Source organism: Priestia sp. FSL R5-0597, assembly GCF_038006305.1.
Classification (GTDB): domain Bacteria; phylum Bacillota; class Bacilli; order Bacillales; family Bacillaceae_H; genus Priestia; species Priestia zanthoxyli.
Genome location: NZ_JBBOUZ010000001.1, coordinates 736,643 through 752,914, shown reverse-complemented (window position 1 = coordinate 752,914; position 16,272 = coordinate 736,643). Strand labels below are relative to the sequence as shown.

The 16,272-nt window shown below is 37.8% G+C and carries 14 protein-coding genes and 1 tRNA gene; 2 read left to right on the top strand and 13 right to left on the bottom strand.

Annotated elements, in window-relative coordinates; translation table 11 throughout:
* Window positions 1–27: 27 nt before the first annotated feature.
* The 10 genes from MKX72_RS03965 to MKX72_RS03920 form a co-directional block, all read right to left on the bottom strand.
* Window positions 28–1,350: an MFS transporter gene (locus tag MKX72_RS03965; RefSeq protein ID WP_155008521.1), complete on the bottom strand. Its 1,323-nt coding sequence runs from the start codon at window positions 1,348–1,350 to the stop codon at window positions 28–30.
* 217 nt (window positions 1,351–1,567) lie between these two features.
* A complete protein-coding gene (locus MKX72_RS03960; protein ID WP_154991716.1) occupies window positions 1,568–2,917 on the bottom strand; it encodes a sigma 54-interacting transcriptional regulator in 1,350 nt (449 codons plus the stop codon).
* A gap of 114 nt (window positions 2,918–3,031) precedes the next feature.
* The gene (locus MKX72_RS03955; protein WP_034269418.1) at window positions 3,032–4,360 is read right to left on the bottom strand and encodes a 6-phospho-beta-glucosidase; all 1,329 of its coding nucleotides are present in this window, start codon (window positions 4,358–4,360) and stop codon (window positions 3,032–3,034) included.
* The gene (locus MKX72_RS03950; RefSeq protein WP_155008522.1) at window positions 4,357–4,686 is read right to left on the bottom strand and encodes a PTS lactose/cellobiose transporter subunit IIA; all 330 of its coding nucleotides are present in this window, start codon (window positions 4,684–4,686) and stop codon (window positions 4,357–4,359) included. Before MKX72_RS03950 ends, MKX72_RS03955 begins: the two co-directional genes overlap by 4 nt.
* 13 nt (window positions 4,687–4,699) lie before the next feature.
* A complete protein-coding gene (gene celB, locus MKX72_RS03945) occupies window positions 4,700–6,058 on the bottom strand; it encodes a PTS cellobiose transporter subunit IIC (RefSeq protein WP_155008523.1) in 1,359 nt (452 codons plus the stop codon).
* A gap of 13 nt (window positions 6,059–6,071) precedes the next feature.
* Window positions 6,072–6,377, bottom strand: a complete 306-nt coding sequence (locus MKX72_RS03940; RefSeq protein ID WP_028412318.1) for a PTS sugar transporter subunit IIB — start codon at window positions 6,375–6,377, stop codon at window positions 6,072–6,074.
* A 159-nt stretch (window positions 6,378–6,536) separates the two neighbouring features.
* On the bottom strand, window positions 6,537–8,486 hold the full coding sequence (locus tag MKX72_RS03935; RefSeq protein ID WP_155008524.1) for a BglG family transcription antiterminator: 1,950 nt from the start codon (window positions 8,484–8,486) through the stop codon (window positions 6,537–6,539).
* Between the two features lie 259 nt (window positions 8,487–8,745).
* The gene (locus MKX72_RS03930) at window positions 8,746–9,324 is read right to left on the bottom strand and encodes a TetR/AcrR family transcriptional regulator (protein WP_047751634.1); all 579 of its coding nucleotides are present in this window, start codon (window positions 9,322–9,324) and stop codon (window positions 8,746–8,748) included.
* A 4-nt stretch (window positions 9,325–9,328) separates the two neighbouring features.
* Window positions 9,329–10,051 carry an MBL fold metallo-hydrolase gene (locus tag MKX72_RS03925; RefSeq protein ID WP_155008525.1) on the bottom strand — a complete coding sequence of 241 codons (723 nt, stop codon included), beginning with the start codon at window positions 10,049–10,051 and terminating at the stop codon, window positions 9,329–9,331.
* A gap of 272 nt (window positions 10,052–10,323) precedes the next feature.
* A complete protein-coding gene (locus MKX72_RS03920; protein WP_098625959.1) occupies window positions 10,324–10,662 on the bottom strand; it encodes a general stress protein in 339 nt (112 codons plus the stop codon).
* A gap of 446 nt (window positions 10,663–11,108) precedes the next feature.
* Here MKX72_RS03920 and MKX72_RS03915 point away from each other — a divergent pair, with 446 nt between their 5' ends.
* Complete coding sequence (locus tag MKX72_RS03915) at window positions 11,109–12,500, top strand: amino acid permease (RefSeq protein WP_155008526.1); 1,392 nt, start codon at window positions 11,109–11,111, stop codon at window positions 12,498–12,500.
* A 289-nt stretch (window positions 12,501–12,789) separates the two neighbouring features.
* Here the strand turns inward: MKX72_RS03915 and MKX72_RS03910 are convergent, their stop codons facing one another.
* From MKX72_RS03910 to MKX72_RS03900, 3 genes are all read right to left on the bottom strand, one after another.
* The gene (locus tag MKX72_RS03910) at window positions 12,790–13,419 is read right to left on the bottom strand and encodes a copper homeostasis protein CutC (RefSeq protein WP_155008527.1); all 630 of its coding nucleotides are present in this window, start codon (window positions 13,417–13,419) and stop codon (window positions 12,790–12,792) included.
* 64 nt (window positions 13,420–13,483) lie between these two features.
* Window positions 13,484–14,929 (bottom strand): DEAD/DEAH box helicase, encoded by a 1,446-nt coding sequence (locus tag MKX72_RS03905; RefSeq protein WP_034269394.1) that lies wholly within the window; start codon window positions 14,927–14,929, stop codon window positions 13,484–13,486.
* 168 nt (window positions 14,930–15,097) lie between these two features.
* Window positions 15,098–15,169, bottom strand: a tRNA-Val gene (locus MKX72_RS03900).
* A 334-nt stretch (window positions 15,170–15,503) separates the two neighbouring features.
* Between MKX72_RS03900 and MKX72_RS03895 the strand changes: the two genes are divergently transcribed.
* Window positions 15,504–16,259, top strand: coding sequence for an arylamine N-acetyltransferase family protein (locus MKX72_RS03895; protein ID WP_028412326.1), 756 nt, complete (start codon window positions 15,504–15,506; stop codon window positions 16,257–16,259).
* Window positions 16,260–16,272 lie beyond the last annotated feature (13 nt).

Sequence of the window (16,272 nt, the reverse complement as noted above, 5' to 3'; positions counted from 1 at the left end):
GCCTCCTCTTTTTACTATGATATAAGGTTAGCTACTTTGTTTAACAGGAATGATAGGCTTAATAATACGCTTTCCTGGCTTCACAAAAATCATGGCTATCATTCCAACAACAGCGGCTACGGCAGCTGCAGTAAACATCGCTCCGTATCCACTAGCAGCTACTAACGCACCTGTTAATGTCGGTGCTACAATCGTGGCGATATTTGTAAAAAAGTGCGTAACACCACCAAACGTTCCTGCTTTTGACGGCTCTGTATCAATAATTACTGTCCAATACACAGAGTTGGGCAAGAAATTAAATGCATTTCCAATTGTCATTAGCGTCAGTACTGCTGCTACGCTGTTAACCGTAGGAATGAAAATAAAACAGAGAGCTGTAAAAAATAGAGAGACAACGGCTAATCCAGACCTTGCTATGCGCAGGCTTCCTGTTTTTTCTCGTAAGTAATCAGATATTTTCCCTCCTAACAGCACGGTGATGCAAGCTCCTGTCCATGGAATCATACCTAAATACCATAGTGACCCTAATTGAAAATCAAATGTATCTTGCAAATACTTAGGAGTCCAAGTCAAAATTAAAAAATTCACATATTGAAAAGCAAAGTAACCGATAGCGTTCATGACTAACGTAGGATTTTTAAAGAAGTGATACCAAGGAACAGTTTCTTCATTCTGTCCACTTTCTTTCTCAAACTTTAGCAAACCTTGAGTGGATCGTATTTCGGCTAATTCTTCTTGAGAAACTCTTTTATTTTCTTCCGGCTGATTAGTAAATACTTTAATCCAAATCGTAATCCATACAAGACCAATACACCCAAGGATAATAAACATCGTTTTCCAATCTGTAAAAGACAGCAGGGCTACTGCAATTGGAGCAGTTAACAGTGCACCAAGCGGCGTACCAAGTAATCCGATAGAAGCAGCAAATCCTCGTTCTTTCGGAGCTGCCCAGTTAGCCATTGTACGATTAATGGTTGAAAAAGTAGGCCCTTCCGCTAATCCAAATAAAACCCGGAAAACAGCAAATCCAGCAATAGCAGACCCACCAAACAAGGCCATCCCTATTTCACCAGCAAAAGCCGTTCCTATTTCAAATACGGACCAAGCCATACCTGCTACAATCCATACAAATTTAGGTCCTTTCTTATCAGCTAACGCTCCGCCAAATAATGCACCAAACATATAACCATATCCGAAATAGCCTAATATCCCTCCCCATGTTTTAGGATTTAGGTTAAACTCGCTTATAATTGCTTCTTGTGCATACGATATAGCACCTCGGTCGATATAATTCACTACGGTCATAAATACGATCATACCCATAATAAAATATCTGTACTTTCCTCTCATTTTCCTCACTCCCTACGAAAAATATGCTGCCTATAAAACTGCTCTACTTTATTATTAATATCAATTATTTTCTGAAAATTCAATCTCATAAAAAAAGAAACTTATGCGTCTATGCATAAGTTTTTGTGAACGTATTTCTTATAAAAATTTGATAGTTACAGAGTTTATCTCCCTCCTTTTATAATTTATGCACTTTTGCATAGGCATTTTATTTCGATTAAAAGCGGCTTAGCTTCCTACTAATTGTAGACTGATTAACGCCCAGCGCTCTTGCTATTTGTGTAGTGGATTTATATTTCTTCTTAGCCTTTCTCAGCAATTCTTGTTCCACTAAATGAACCGCGGCTTTTAAAGGCATTAGCTCATGAATTTCAATTTTCTTTTCATTTTTTGCACTTACTAGTATGTCACTCATTAACTGTTCTTCTTGAATCCACTCTCCTTCTGTTAATACAAATAATCGCTCTACTAACGCTTTAAGCTCTCGAACATTTCCTGGCCAGCTGTAGTAGTTTTGTAGTTTTTTCAACAGCCTAGGATGTAGCTTTTTCTTACTTTCATACAAGAAATTAATTTTCTCTAAAAAATGTAACGTCAATGGAATAATATCTTCTTTTCTGTTTCGAAGCGGAGGTATTTGAATAGGGATAATACTTAGCTGATAATACAGCTCTTTTCTAAATTCCCCTATTTTTATACTTTCCGTTAAATTAGTTGAAGTCCCCGTAATAAACCGAGCACTAGTATATGAGGATGTTAATTGCTGTTCTACGAGGTAAGATAACTTCAGCTGTAGTGGCAAAGGCAATAAATCAATTTCATCTAAAAAAACCGTACCGCCGCCGGCTTTTTCAATTGCTCCTATTTCCTCCCCTTGCCCAAAAATCTCCTTTTCTATATTAGATAATAAAATTGCACCACAACGAACTGTTACAAACGGCCCTTTGTTCCGTGGACTACGCTCGTGAATGAAATATGCCATGGTTTCTTTACCAACTCCACTTTCTCCATGGATTAACACACTAGATTCTACTAAAGCTGCTCTCTCAGCTCTAGAAACCGCTGTTTTCATTTCTTCGTTTTCGCTCAAAATGTACATCTGCTTTACCTTTTTGTTATTCAACCTTTCCATCTGACCCTGAGGAAGATGTTCAAATGGAGCAATTTTTTTTTCGTTTTGTAAAGACTGGTTCTGTTCCGTAATATCTTTTGAAATATTAACGACTCGAATAATGTCCCCCTTCGTATTTTTTATTGGTGCACCTATTACTTTTAATCGCCTTCCCAACTTTGTAACTTGAATCATTGATACTTTTTCTTTCTTTTCTAACACAAGCCTCGTAATCGATGGACTGTATGCCCCCTCTTTTTCTAACTCATAAACCGTTTTTCCAAGCAACTCTGTTTCCTTGTATCCCCATATCCTTTCACACCCCGAACTTACCTTTAATGTTCTTCCCTCTCCATCAGACATATAAATAGCATCATGAGAAATATCAAAAATAGTTTTTAATTCTCCATCCGCTATTTCATCAATACTATTTAGTTCTTCTCTCTTCCTATTCACGCTGTATCCCCCCTGAGTCTTGTGTCTTAGTATAAATGGAAAAGAGTAAAAACAATAGATATCTTTTATACAAAAAAGCTGTTCGAATACGTACTGTATTCGAACAGCTTGACTTTAAGCTTGAACCGTTTTAAAAAATTGAGGCAAGTAATCTTTATGAGCTTCTAACATCTCATCGACAATTTGTTTAGCTAGTTTATCAGAAGCAACAAGAGGATTAATGGTTAATGCTAAAATAGCTTTGTCATAATCTCCTGTCACTGCTGCTTCAGCTGCAATCCGCTCAAATGACTTAATGGTTTGAACAAGACCGCGGACAGGTACGGGAAGATCGCCGACTGAAATTGGCTTTGGACCATCTTTTGTAATGATACAGCTTACTTCTACAGCAGAATCAGCTGGAATGCTTGCAATAGCGCCATTGTTCACTGTGTTTACAGGTTGAATATCGCCTTTATCCGTATAAATGGATGTAATCAATCGAACCGCTGCATCACTATAATAAGCACCTCCGCGCTGTTCCAATTGAGGCGGTTTAATGTCTAGGTTAGGATCTTTGTACAGTTCAAACAGCTCTTTTTCCAACTGTTTCACGACTTCTGCTCTGGTTTCACCTTTTTCATAATTAACAAGCTCTTTTTCTACCATTTCACGCGTTTTATAATAGTACATGTGATATGGACACGTTAACGCATTTAGCGCTTTTGTGAATTCTGGCTCCCATCCAAGTCCTGCTACATTTTTCACAAAGCTGCTGTTAGTTGGATCACTCAATAAATCAATAACTTGATCTTTGACACTTACACCATCTACATATACATCTAATCCGTAGACCATGTGATTTAAACCAGCAAAATCAATTCGAATGCGAGAGTGGTCTACATCAAGCAGCTTAGCAATCCCCATTTCCATTCCGATTGGCACATTACAAAGTCCTACAATCTTTTTAATGTTACTATAGCGAAGCACAGCTTCTGTTACCATGCCAGCAGGATTTGTGAAGTTAATCAGCCAAGCTTCTGGACATAACTCTTCAATGTCACGGCAGATATCTAAAATAACGGGAATGGTGCGAAGTCCTTTAAATAATCCTCCCGGTCCGTTTGTTTCTTGACCGAGCACCCCGTATTTAAGCGGGATTCTTTCATCTTTCGCTCGTGCATCTAACAAGCCAACGCGAAATTGAGTTGTTACGAAATCCGCATCTTTTAGTGCTTCTCTTCGATTTAACGTTAAATGAACCTCGATTGGCAAACCTGATTTTTTCACCATTCTCTTCGCTAAATTTCCAACAATCTCTAATTTTTCTTTTCCTTCTTCCACGTCTACTAGCCACAGTTCTCGAACTGGAAGTTCATCATATCGTTTAATAAACCCTTCTATTAGTTCAGGCGTATAGCTTGAACCTCCGCCAATTGTTACAATTTTAATACCTTTTGTCATAATGTAATCCCCCCAGAAATTTTGATTGCTTCATATAAATCTACAAATTCAGTAGCCATTTCTTTTACCGTCATCGCATTCATTAAATGATCTTGAGCATGAATCATGAGCAGAGAAATTTCTGTGCTATCCCCTCTAATTTCTCCTTGAATTAACGACGTTTGGATATGATGAGCAGCATTTAATTCTTCAGAAGCTTGTGTAAGCTTTTCACGCGCTTCTGAAAAATCTCCCTTTTTGGCAGCCCCTATCGCTTCCATTGCTGAACTTCTGCCGTTTCCACCGTGTAAGATTAATTTAAAAATATATTCTTGAACGCTTTCCATTCTTTATCCCTCCTCACACAATATCTTTCTGTGTATCACTTGGTACCCCTTCAACTGCAGGCTGTATACCATGTTCTTCAGTGAATTTTTGTTTATCCCACATTCTAAAGAAAGGATAATAAATGCAAACAGAAATGCCGATGTTAATAGCTTGCATAACTGCACCCGATAATTTTCCTCCTGTGGCCAAATAGCCAGAAATAATCGGAGGCATGGTCCAAGGAACCGCAATACCTGCTGGTTTTGCTACCAGTCCTGTCGACATGGCAATATAGGTTGCTACTACCGTCACAAGAGGGGTAATAATAAACGGAATAAGCATCATTGGATTCATCACCATCGGAAGTCCAAAGATAATCGGCTCATTGATATTAAAAAGAGCTGGCCCTATTCCTAATTTACCAAGCTGCTTCATTTGTTGACTGCGCGCTTTTAAAATCATGGCAACGACTAGAGCTAGTGTCGCTCCGCTGCCTCCGATATTAATCCAAATGTCAAAGAACTGCTGTGTGAAAATATTGGGTAATGCTTCATGGCTAGCAAATGCAATTCTGTTTTCATCCATAGCTCCATACCAAATTGGAGCCATAATTCCACCGACAATATTCGCTCCATGAAGTCCACAAGACCACATGAGCATAATAACAAGCTCGGCAACTAGCGTACCGCCTAAACTGCCGCCTAACACACCTAAAGGCTTTCCAAGCAATTCTCCAACGATATTATGCAGACTTCCAAAATGCGTTTGTTCTACTAACAAACGTAAAATCCAAATAAATGCTATTACCGTGAAGCCAGGAATAAGAGCGGCAAACGATTTTCCAACAGCGGGTGGAACTCCATCAGGCATCTTGATGACAATATCTTTTTGAATAAACCATCTGTAAATTTCCGTAGAGAGAATCGCGACAATCATTGCTACGAAAAGTCCTTTACTTCCCATTAAAGCGGTTGGAATTCCGCCGTCTACTAAAATAGCTTCTTTAGCGCCGCTTGGGAGAAACGACACTTTATACGGAGTAGCAAGTAAAAAGGCAGCAAGTGAAATAGCACCTGCGGACAAAGCGTCTACTCCATATTTTTCAGCTAATCGATAGGCTATTCCGAAACAAGCAAGCAGCGCCATAATATCGAATGTAGCTCCAACTGGATACGCCATTTTTGTGGCCCATTCTTTTCCGAAAATCCCTGCCATAAAGTCGTTGTAACCTGGTATCGGTAAATTCGATAGTATTAAAAATACGGAACCGATAATAATGAGCGGCATTGTTAGAACAATACCGTCTCGAAGTGCTTGTAAATGGCGTTGACCTGCCATTTTTCCGGCGATAGGCATTACTTTGCTTTCAAGCATACTATTAAATTTGCTCATGTAGTCCACACTCCTATTTTGAAACTAGTTGAGCTGCAAATTTTAACACTTGTTCTCCATTACACGTTCCGTAGTGAACAGGATTTATAACGTCAACTGGCACTCCTTTTTCTTCACCTAGCTTCTTAAGCTGCGGCAGCAAGTAGCGCACTTGAGGTCCTAATAACAGTACATCTGCTTGATCAATATGATTGCGAACAGAGTCACCAGGAACTGCCCAAATTTTATACTCCGTGCTTTGGTCCTGAGCACTTTTTTCCATTTTTGTTACTAGTAAACTTGTAGACATTCCAGCTGCACAACATAATAGAATATTCATCTGTCATTCCCCCGTTTTTTTATTTTGCTATCTGTTTTGTTGATAGTTTTATCTTAAAATAAAAGCGCTTACATTTATACACAACCTTTTTCCGTTAGTAACGGAAAAATTATGTTTGAACATTCAGATAAAAGAAGAAGCCCCTCTCTTGGACTTCTTTTATCTAATATTTTTCATAAATACCTCTATAAACTCCTCATAATCCTTGCACTTTACTAAGCGCTGCACGACCTGCTTGTCATCCACAACGCGAACCAACAAACTGTACATCTTCTGCAAATCGCCTTGATTATTCGCTTTTACACTTAAAAGACAAATAAATTGCACAAGATTTCCTTCCCACATAATCGGTTTTTTTAACGTGCAAATGGCCCAAAACGTCGTATCGGTTTGAGGAACCATAGGATGCGGAATCGCAACGAGATTGCCAAAACTTGTTGGGGATGCAGCTTCTCTTTCAAAAACAGATTCTATAAATTGAAAAGGAACTAGTCCTAGATGAGTTAATTTCTCTCCTAAAAAATGAAGCACTTCTTCTCTTGTTTGAAATTCTTGCTGTAAATATACTAATTCTTTTTTCGTGTATTCTAACGAAGACTGCGTTTTATTCTTCATTAAACATTCAATTTTTTTAAAATCATTGTTTCCTAGAATTGTACTTACTTGTACTACAGGAACAGGAAGATCCTCTGGAATTGGAATGGTACTAACAATAAAATCTAAAGAGTGCAGCGACATTTGGTGAAGCTTATAATACTGAGTTGTTCCTAGAATAGTAAGATTTAATCCAAACGTAGCCTGCAGCTTATATGATAATAGCTTGGCACTCCCTACTCCCGATGCGCATACAATCAAACAGCGCTTAGGCTGATTGATAATTTTCCGACGTTCAATGGCCCCTCCAATATGTAAAGCTAAATAGCCAATTTCCGTTTCATGCATGTCAATTTCAAGGCGATTTTTTAAAACCTTCCCGGCAATAATTCCAGCTTCAAAAGCAAGAGGGTAATGACTCTTAATTCCTTCAAGCATCGGGTTTCGCAGATTCATTCCATATTTATAGCGGTTGATAGCCGGTTTCAAATGCAAACTCATGCCAAGAATCAACTCTGAATCTTCACTAATTCCTAAATGAAGCTCTTTTTCAATTGCTTCTAATATAGCCGCTGTTAATTCATAAATATCTGCGGCAATAAACTGCTTCACTTCTTTGTCTTCATGATTGCTACTGTTGAGCATTTTTGTACCTAGCAAATGAATGGCGATATACGCTGTTTCTGATTTCGGAAAACGAATCTTGAATGCCTTTTCAATTTCCCTCACAATTTCAGCTGCTACTTCATATTCTTTATGCTCCATAATTTCAAGCAAGTCTTCTGAATACAAAGAGATAAAATTTTCTTCTTGTATTCGCTTACAAGCTATTGCTAAATGAATGATTAAATTATTTAATCCAATATCTGAAACCATAATATTGTATCGTTTTATTTGATTTAAAATGTGGGCTTTAATCGTTAAGATTGATTCTTGGGGCAGGATGGATATTTCATTGTATACCATATCTACTTCTTTATCTTTTCGGTTAAATATGTACTCAGACATACAAAATCTCATTTTCATTTCGTCCCCTTTAGCTTTCAAGCCATAGTTAGGACGTTTTTCTAAAAGAATATCATACTTACACAGCTGTTTTTTAACATCTCTTAAATCGTTTTGAACCGTTGATTTGCTAATATATAACTCGTCTGCTAAATCTTCGAGCTTCAAATATCCGTCTGCTAGCAGCAGTCTTTTAATTAAATAATGCACGCGGTCATCAGGAACGGTTGGAATAGAAGTTGAATCAAATAATTGATTAGCCGAAAGTTCTTTTAATAGCTGATGAAATTGTTTTTCATCTAAAACGCTAAGTTCATATCCCGTCCCTCGAGCTGATTTAATTTTGGCCCCGTACTGAGACAAAATGTCATCTAACTGTTTTATATCCGTTCGAATAGTTCGAGAAGATACCTGATTTACTGTTGCTAAATATTCGCTTGTAACGGTTGATAATGTAGACTGTACGGACATTAGTTCTCTTAATATGACGATCATTCTTGAATTAAGCATGTTTGTTTCTCTCCATTCTCAGAAGATTTCCCCTTTATAAAATAAATTAAAAGAGCTGGTTATTTTAAACAAAAGCAAAAAATACCTAAACAGCAACAAACAGAAACTACCTTTTCTGTCCTTGCAGCTTAGGTTTTGCCTGCTTCATCAGTAACAACCCTAAAACAATAGGAATAAATGTCTTTATTTGTAATCTATCATTCTTTCTGTTTTTTTTCAATTTCCATTAAAGCGTTAGGCTTAGTGGCATTAATGAAATTTATGGGGTCTGTTCATACCGGTGTAGCCCCAATACAAACGTACGAATTAAAAAATCTAGTGTCTCATCAGTACTCAACGGCATGCCAAATCCCCCTTTTTGCTCCAAAGAAGAAAATCCATGTAAAATGCTGCGGAGACTTCTAACAGCATGAAGGGCTTCACTTTCCGGAAGATGATACGGTTTTAACACCTCCAGCACTAAAAATACGATGTTATCAGATGCTTTTTGTACTTCTTCATCCTGTATCGTTGGTGCCACCGTTGCCGTTGCTTCGTATATTCCGGGAGACTTTCTTACAAATGAAACGTACGCTTTACTTAGCTGATAAACAGCGTCTTCTGCAGAAGCATGTTCAACAGCACTTTTTAGAAGATAGTGTAGCTGCTGCAGTCCGCTTAAAGCCAGTTCTTTGCGCAGCTCTTCTAACCCTTTTATATGATTATACAAAGACGGAGGGCGAACATCTAATTCTTTGGCTAATGAAGCAATTGTAACAGCATAAAACCCTTCACGATTGGCCAAATTTTCACCTGTTTGAATAACCTTTTTGAAATCTAGTCCTTGTCGTGGCGACATCCCTTCATCTCCTCTTTTCTATTTTTACTTTTGCTTGTTGTATTGCTTTTTCCATCATTTTTAGCGGTTGAGAAAGCATTCTTCCGTGTCCAACAGCAAGAAGTGACGGGTTTAATTCATATAGCTTTTCTGCACTTTTAAGCGCTAGCTCTTTGCTCCACGTTCCAAAGGCAGGAAACGGAAACAGCGGTTTTAACTGACCTGATACGGCAACTCCTCCCCGCACTTGGAAAGAATCTCCCGCAATTAATGCGTTTGTTCTCTGGTCTAAAAAAGACATAGACCCAGGTGTATGTCCAGGTGTAAAAATAGGAGCAAGTGAGCCTATATAAGACTCTTCTTCGATGAAATGATCAATTTTAGTTGAAATCTTTCCTAGTTTTGGTATTCCTCCACGGATTGGGTTTTGAGGTTCTTCAGAATTGAGTGCAAAGTCTCCTGAAAATAATCGATAATCTCTTTGCGACATATAAACAGAAGCATTCGGCAAACTTTTCTTCAAATTATCAATTGCTCCGATGTGATCTTCATGAGTATGAGTAAAAACAATTCGAGTAATCGGTTTTCCAATTTGATCTGCAGCTTTCAAAATACCTGACGCGCTGTAAGGAAAAGCCGCATCAATTAACGTAAGACTGTCTTTCTCTTCGACTAAATAACAATTCACTGGAAAAAATCGAGGCAAAAACGTCAATTGATACAACATTTTCTCACGAACTATTCTCATTTCCTCATCCCCCTATTATCAAAATAAAAACTAATGGTATTAGTTTTTATTTTAACTAATACCATTAGTTTTATCAATCATATATTGGAAAAAACAAAAAAGAGTGTGAGACATAACGAAATCGAGTGAATTTAAAGACAAACAAATGGAATAAAGGAGCTCGTATAGATCACTTGTTACACCGTCCCCACAAAAAAATCCGAACGCGGCTGATTCTTGATAGAGAATAACCGCGTTCGGATCTTACTTTAACTAAACTACTTTTGCCCTAATTAAACGTCTTTTCTTTCTCCCCTAGCAGCCACTACAATCGCACTGCCTTTCTTTAACTCTTCTTCATATTTTTTTGTTTCGTCTTTTGATAAGCCTAGCGAAGCCATTTTTGTTCGAAGCTCATCTTCTCTTGTTAAAAATAAACTCGCTGCTGAATGTAAAGGACCTTCTTCAGACAGTCGAATAATATTTGTGTCCGTTACTTCTGTTAAATTTTTAGAATTTTCCTTGTCATAGGTAAACACGTATACTTCATTTTTCTCAAAACCTTTATCTGCAAATTGATTAACTGCTTCGTTAATATTCGCTCCGTTTTCTACTACTTCAACATGTTTCATTATTTATAACCTCCTGTTTCTATCGCACATCTTTCTTTTATACTTAGTAAAAGAATGAACTTCTTACTACTATATATACCCGTTTTCAGAAAGGAAAACCCGCATTTAGCGCTTTACGGAGAGTTTGGATATCATTCCATATTATCCTTTAATTGGATGTACATCTCTTTTGATTAACGTATCTAAAACAATCATTCAGCTTATTTTCAGCTACCATTCATAAAAAATTCATCTGCATTGCTTATTATAATAAAGAAAAAAGGCGCTAATCAGGTACTTTCTACGCATAATGAATGTCTGTGTCAGAGTAAGCCGGATATGAATGCAACCATTCATATCCGTTTTTTTATATGAAAGAAGTTCTAACAACATCCTGTCCTTGCACCTTATAACATACTATAATTCTCCATATTAACTAAAAATTCAGGTTATATAGGAGGTTACAAATGAACAGCCATCCACAGCCACAGTTAAAAAAAGAGTTAAAGATCCGGCATATCACCATGATTTCTCTTGGAGGAATTATTGGCGCTGGATTGTTTATTGGAAGCGGATCACTCATTAACACCGCTGGACCCGGCTCTATTTTTTCGTACGCATTTGCTGGTTTACTCGTTATTTTAGTCATGCGAATGCTTGGAGAAATGTCTACTGCAAATCCTTCCAGCGGTTCGTTTTCCACTTATGCAAAAGAGGCATTAGGCCCTTGGGCCGGCTACACAATTGGCTGGCTCTACTGGTTTTTCTGGGTTATCGTTATTGCTGTTGAAGCCATTGCAGGTGCAAATATTATTCAATACTGGTTCCCGTCTTTACCGTCTTGGGGAGTTAGTCTGACTCTTACTTTTTTATTAACGATGACCAATCTGTACTCTGTTAAATCTTTCGGAGAATTTGAATATTGGTTTTCTCTCATTAAAGTTATCAGTATCGTTCTTTTTTTACTTTTAGGTATTGCTATTATTTGTGGATTCATTCCAGGAATTGATTCTCCCGGCACTTCCAATCTTTTGCATAAAGGCGGCTTTTTACCGAATGGAATTAGCTCTGTATTTTTAGGAATCGCCCTTGTCATGTTCTCCTTTATGGGAACAGAAATTGTTGCAACCGCGGCAGGTGAATCTTCTCAACCTGAAAAAGCCATTACCATTGCGACCAATACCGTTATTTATCGTATTTTATTTTTCTATTTAGGATCTATTTTTATTTTAGTAACCGTTCTTCCGTGGAATTCATCAAGCCTAATGAAAAGCCCATTTGTCTCTATTCTTGAATTAGTAAACATACCGGCCGCCGCTCAAATTATGAACTTTATTATTTTAACAGCTGTCCTTTCTTGTCTGAATTCTGGTTTGTATACAAGCTCTCGTATGCTGTTTTCCATGTCTCAAAATGGTAATGCGCCAAAAAGCTTTTCAAAATTAAATAAAAAAGGCGTGCCGGTTAGCGCGATATTAGCATGTACAGTTATTTCGTACATCAGCGTCATCTTTAACTATATTTCGCCAGATAAAATCTTTTTGTTCTTAGTGAATGCATCAGGCGGCGTAGCCCTTCTTGTGTACCTCGTTATTGCATTTTCACAAATTAAAATGAGAAAAAAATATGAAAAAGAAAACCCTGAAGCATTAAAAATTAAAATGTGGTTGTTTCCTTACTTAACTTACGCTACAATCCTTGCCATCACTAGTATCTTTATTGCCATGGCATTTATTGATTCATTGCGTTCACAGTTCTTTTTAACTCTTTTAATTGCTGTACTCGTCGTAGGTTCGTTTTTCTTTCAGCGTACCAAAATGACGAGCGGCTTAGCAGCAAAAGAAAACACATCAAAATAAAAGAGGTTGAGACATAACGAAATGAATCCAACCTAAAGATGAACAAGGGAGATAGATGAGCTGGACTGCTTATTACACCGCAGTTGATTTCCGTGCAAGGCTTCGCTTTCCGCGGGCGGCCGCTGTTCCCGCAGGAGTCTTCGCCTTGCCCTCCAATCACCTGCTAGAAGGAACGAAACACATAAAACTATATTTACCATCACAAAAAAACGAACCACCAATCAAACATGTTGATTAGTGGTTCGTTTTTCACTTTGACTAACATACTTTTGTCCCAGCCTCTTTTTATTTAATCCGATAAATCTCCTACAATTTTTGTTCCGTGTAATTCAGTCGCCTGTGTGTCTTTTATAACCCGATCTGCGTTGCCTTCATGAATTCCTCCGCCGGGTAAAATAATAAGACGGTCATTGGCGTATGTGATCAGTTCTCGGATCACCTGCAAGTTTTGCAAAGCAGACCCTTTCCCACCTTTGGTCAAAATGCGGTCTGCTCCCATTTCACTAAGTATATCAATGGCTTTGTATTTATCTTTAATCTCATCAAATGCCATATGAAATGTAACGCTTAAAGGACAAGCTTCTGCTATTAATTCTTTAGTGCGTCCGTGATCGATTTCATTTTTTTCTGTTAATATGCCGAATACTACTCCGTTTACTCCAAGGTCTTTACATGCTTTAACGTCTTTTTTCATAATTTGAAATTCTGCTTCGGAATATAAAAAATCACCGCTTCTTGGGCGAATAATCACGTTGATATCTGTATCAAGATGTTCACTTGCATGTTGAATGGTGCCGTAACTTGGCGTAGTGCCTCCTTGACTGAGATTGTCACATAATTCAATGCGGTCTGCTCCTAGCTTTTCCGCTTTTTTTGCCTGCTCATACCCTTCTACACACGCTTCTTTTATGTACTTCATACTCTCAACTCCTTTATTGGCTGTATAAATAAAGCCCATCTTTAAAAAGATGGACTTTCCTTTATTATTTAATCGCTTTATGAACTTTTAATTTCTTTCCTTTAATTGTTTTGTTTTTCATTGCTTGCAACACTTTGGGACCTTTTCCATTCAGAATCTCTACATACGAGACATTTTCTTGAATCGTAATAATTCCAATATCGTCTGCGGTTACTCCGTCTAATTTTGCGATTGTTCCTACAAAATCGACCGCTCGAATTTTCTTTTTCTTTCCTCCGTTAAAATACAGCTTCATAATGTCTTTATTTAATGACTCGCTTTTATCTTTTTTAACTTCTGGACGCTCATTAATTTTTTCATTAAAAGCGAATGCTGCCTGCTGTACTTCTTCTTTAGAAGGAGGAGTAGATACTGGAATCGAAAAACCAATATATTCTTCAATTTCCGATAGCATTCTCTCTTCATAAGGCGTTACAAATGTGATAGCCTTCCCTTTTTTACCGGCACGTCCCGTTCTTCCCGTACGGTGAACGTAGCTTTCTTTTTCCAACGGAAGGTCATAGTTAATAACGTGCGTGATATTATCAATATCAATTCCTCTCGCAGCTACATCTGTTGCTACTAAATAGCGGAATTTCCCTTTTTTGAAATCATTCATAACCTCAAAACGGTCTTCTTGCACCATTGCCCCATGAATTTTATCACAAGGATATCCAAGATCATCTAAATCATCTAACAGCGTATTTACCTGCTCTTGCGTGCGGCAAAAAATGATGCAGCTGTCTGGATTTTCTACTGTAGTTACGTCTTTCAGCAGTTCAAATTTACGTTCATTTTGTACTGTTATAACAGAATGGTCAATCGTGCTTGTTGTTAATCCGTTCGCTTTGATTTCAACATCAACCGGCTTCTTCATATATTTGCGAGACAGTTCTTCAATATCTTCCGGAAGCGTAGCCGAGAAAAGCATCGTTACACGCTCACTAGGAAGATGTTGAATAATCGCTTCCACTTGGTCAATAAAACCCATATTTAGCATTTCATCTGCTTCATCAATAACCAAATAACGAATTTTCTCTAATGCCAGCGTTTCTTTTTCTATATGATCAAGCACTCGTCCAGGCGTACCTACAACAATATGTGTTTTTTGCTTTAATTCTACTTTTTGCTTGGCAAACGGTGATTTTCCATAAACAGCTGCTGCTTTAATTCGCTTAAAACGGCCGATATTTGTAATATCTTCTTTTACCTGCGCAGCCAGCTCTCGTGTAGGTGTTAACACTAAGGCTTGGGGCTTATTTTCTTCCCAGTTAACTAATTCACACAGTGGAATGCCGAAGGAAGCCGTTTTTCCACTTCCTGTTTGAGACTTCACGACCACATCTCTTTCTTCTAGCGCAATGGGAAGCACCTTACTTTGTACTTCCGTAGGATGATTGTATTGCAGGCTAGAAAGCGCCTTAGCTACCTTGTCACTAAGACCATATTGACTAAAACTTCTTTGATTCATTTTGTACCCTCATTTATTTTAAATTAGTGATTATCTTTATCATGACCTGATGCACTATGTTTCATTATACTTTAATTCTTCTATGCGCGCTCAAGATTTAATATAGCATTGGTTTGTTAAGCCAAAGAGAAAAGCCGCTCTCTTATTAATAAGAAAACGGCTTTGGTATGAGCGATGAGGGATTCGAACCCCCGACCCCATCCCTGTCAAGGATGTATTCTCCCACTGAACTAATCGCTCGTAATATGTATTGACTATATTATAGAAAGAGTTATCCAATTTTGTCAACTATTTTTCCACAGTCCCCAAGTTGGAAGAACCGTCTTTACTTTTGATAAACTAAAAACATGCCATAAAGGAGCATGACGGGATGAAAGCACACGCTGAATTTTATTTTGATTTTGTCTGTCCACTATGTTTTCTAGCCACTAATCCTTTAAGAGAAGTCAGTAAAGAACAAAAAGCTGAGATTGAAAGAATTTACTTCCAAAGAAACCATTGAAAAAACGCTGTTACATGAATATTCTGCTAAGCTTAAAGACAAAGAGAAATGATTCACTAAGAGGTGTATTTGATGAATATTAATTATTATTTTAGTCGGTTTTTAGCTAAGAAACCGGATAGTCCAACGTATGAAAACTTAGCTGCTTTACAGAACAAGCATATGCTTCATGTTCCGTTTGAGAACTTAGACGTTTTGTCTCAAACTCCTATTATCATTGATTTAGAACGGATCTTTCAAAAAGTAATTGTAAATTTGCGCGGAGGATTTTGCTACGAATTAAACGGTTTATTTGGCTGGCTGTTAAAAGAAAGCGGTTATGAAGTCTCGTACGTTTCAGCTACCGTCAAAAAACCCGATGGCACGTGGACCATTGAAGGAAGTCACGCTACAAACCTTGTGACGGTTAAAAATCAGTCTTATATCGTAGACGTTGGATTTGGAGATTCTGTTCGCAAGCCAATGCCTTTAAATGGCGAAGTAGTAAGAGATGTAAGCGGCTCTTATCGTATGACAAACGTTGCTGAGCATATGTATGATTTGCAGCGATGGGAAGATGATGTATGGAAAACGCTGTACCGTGTGTCTACGCTTCCTAAGAAACTGACAGACTTTACTCCCATGTGTGAGTTCAATCAAACTTCAGCTGATTCTCCGTTTGTACACAAACGCCTTGTTACGATCGCAACACCTACAGGGCGAATTACCCTCTCTGGTGAAACACTAACTGTAACTGACAGCGGAAAAAAGACGAAAAGAAACGTTTCAGAAGAAGAAGTTCCTGATATTTTGCAAAATCATTTTTATATTATTAAAGGGTTTTATTAATATGTCCTTACAC

Bases quoted from the DNA above. Each gene is read 5' to 3' on its own strand.
- MKX72_RS03965 (WP_155008521.1), bottom strand. From the start codon at position 1,350: ATGAGAGGAAAGTACAGATATTTTATTATGGGTATGATCGTATTTATG.
- MKX72_RS03955 (WP_034269418.1), bottom strand. From the start codon at position 4,360: ATGACAAAAGGTATTAAAATTGTAACAATTGGCGGAGGTTCAAGCTAT.
- MKX72_RS03950 (WP_155008522.1), bottom strand. From the start codon at position 4,686: ATGGAAAGCGTTCAAGAATATATTTTTAAATTAATCTTACACGGTGGA.
- celB (WP_155008523.1), bottom strand. From the start codon at position 6,058: ATGAGCAAATTTAATAGTATGCTTGAAAGCAAAGTAATGCCTATCGCC.
- MKX72_RS03940 (WP_028412318.1), bottom strand. From the start codon at position 6,377: ATGAATATTCTATTATGTTGTGCAGCTGGAATGTCTACAAGTTTACTA.
- MKX72_RS03935 (WP_155008524.1), bottom strand. From the start codon at position 8,486: ATGCTTAATTCAAGAATGATCGTCATATTAAGAGAACTAATGTCCGTA.
- MKX72_RS03930 (WP_047751634.1), bottom strand. From the start codon at position 9,324: ATGTCGCCACGACAAGGACTAGATTTCAAAAAGGTTATTCAAACAGGT.
- MKX72_RS03925 (WP_155008525.1), bottom strand. From the start codon at position 10,051: ATGAGAATAGTTCGTGAGAAAATGTTGTATCAATTGACGTTTTTGCCT.
- MKX72_RS03920 (WP_098625959.1), bottom strand. From the start codon at position 10,662: ATGAAACATGTTGAAGTAGTAGAAAACGGAGCGAATATTAACGAAGCA.
- MKX72_RS03915 (WP_155008526.1), top strand. From the start codon at position 11,109: ATGAACAGCCATCCACAGCCACAGTTAAAAAAAGAGTTAAAGATCCGG.
- MKX72_RS03910 (WP_155008527.1), bottom strand. From the start codon at position 13,419: ATGAAGTACATAAAAGAAGCGTGTGTAGAAGGGTATGAGCAGGCAAAA.
- MKX72_RS03905 (WP_034269394.1), bottom strand. From the start codon at position 14,929: ATGAATCAAAGAAGTTTTAGTCAATATGGTCTTAGTGACAAGGTAGCT.
- MKX72_RS03895 (WP_028412326.1), top strand. From the start codon at position 15,504: ATGAATATTAATTATTATTTTAGTCGGTTTTTAGCTAAGAAACCGGAT.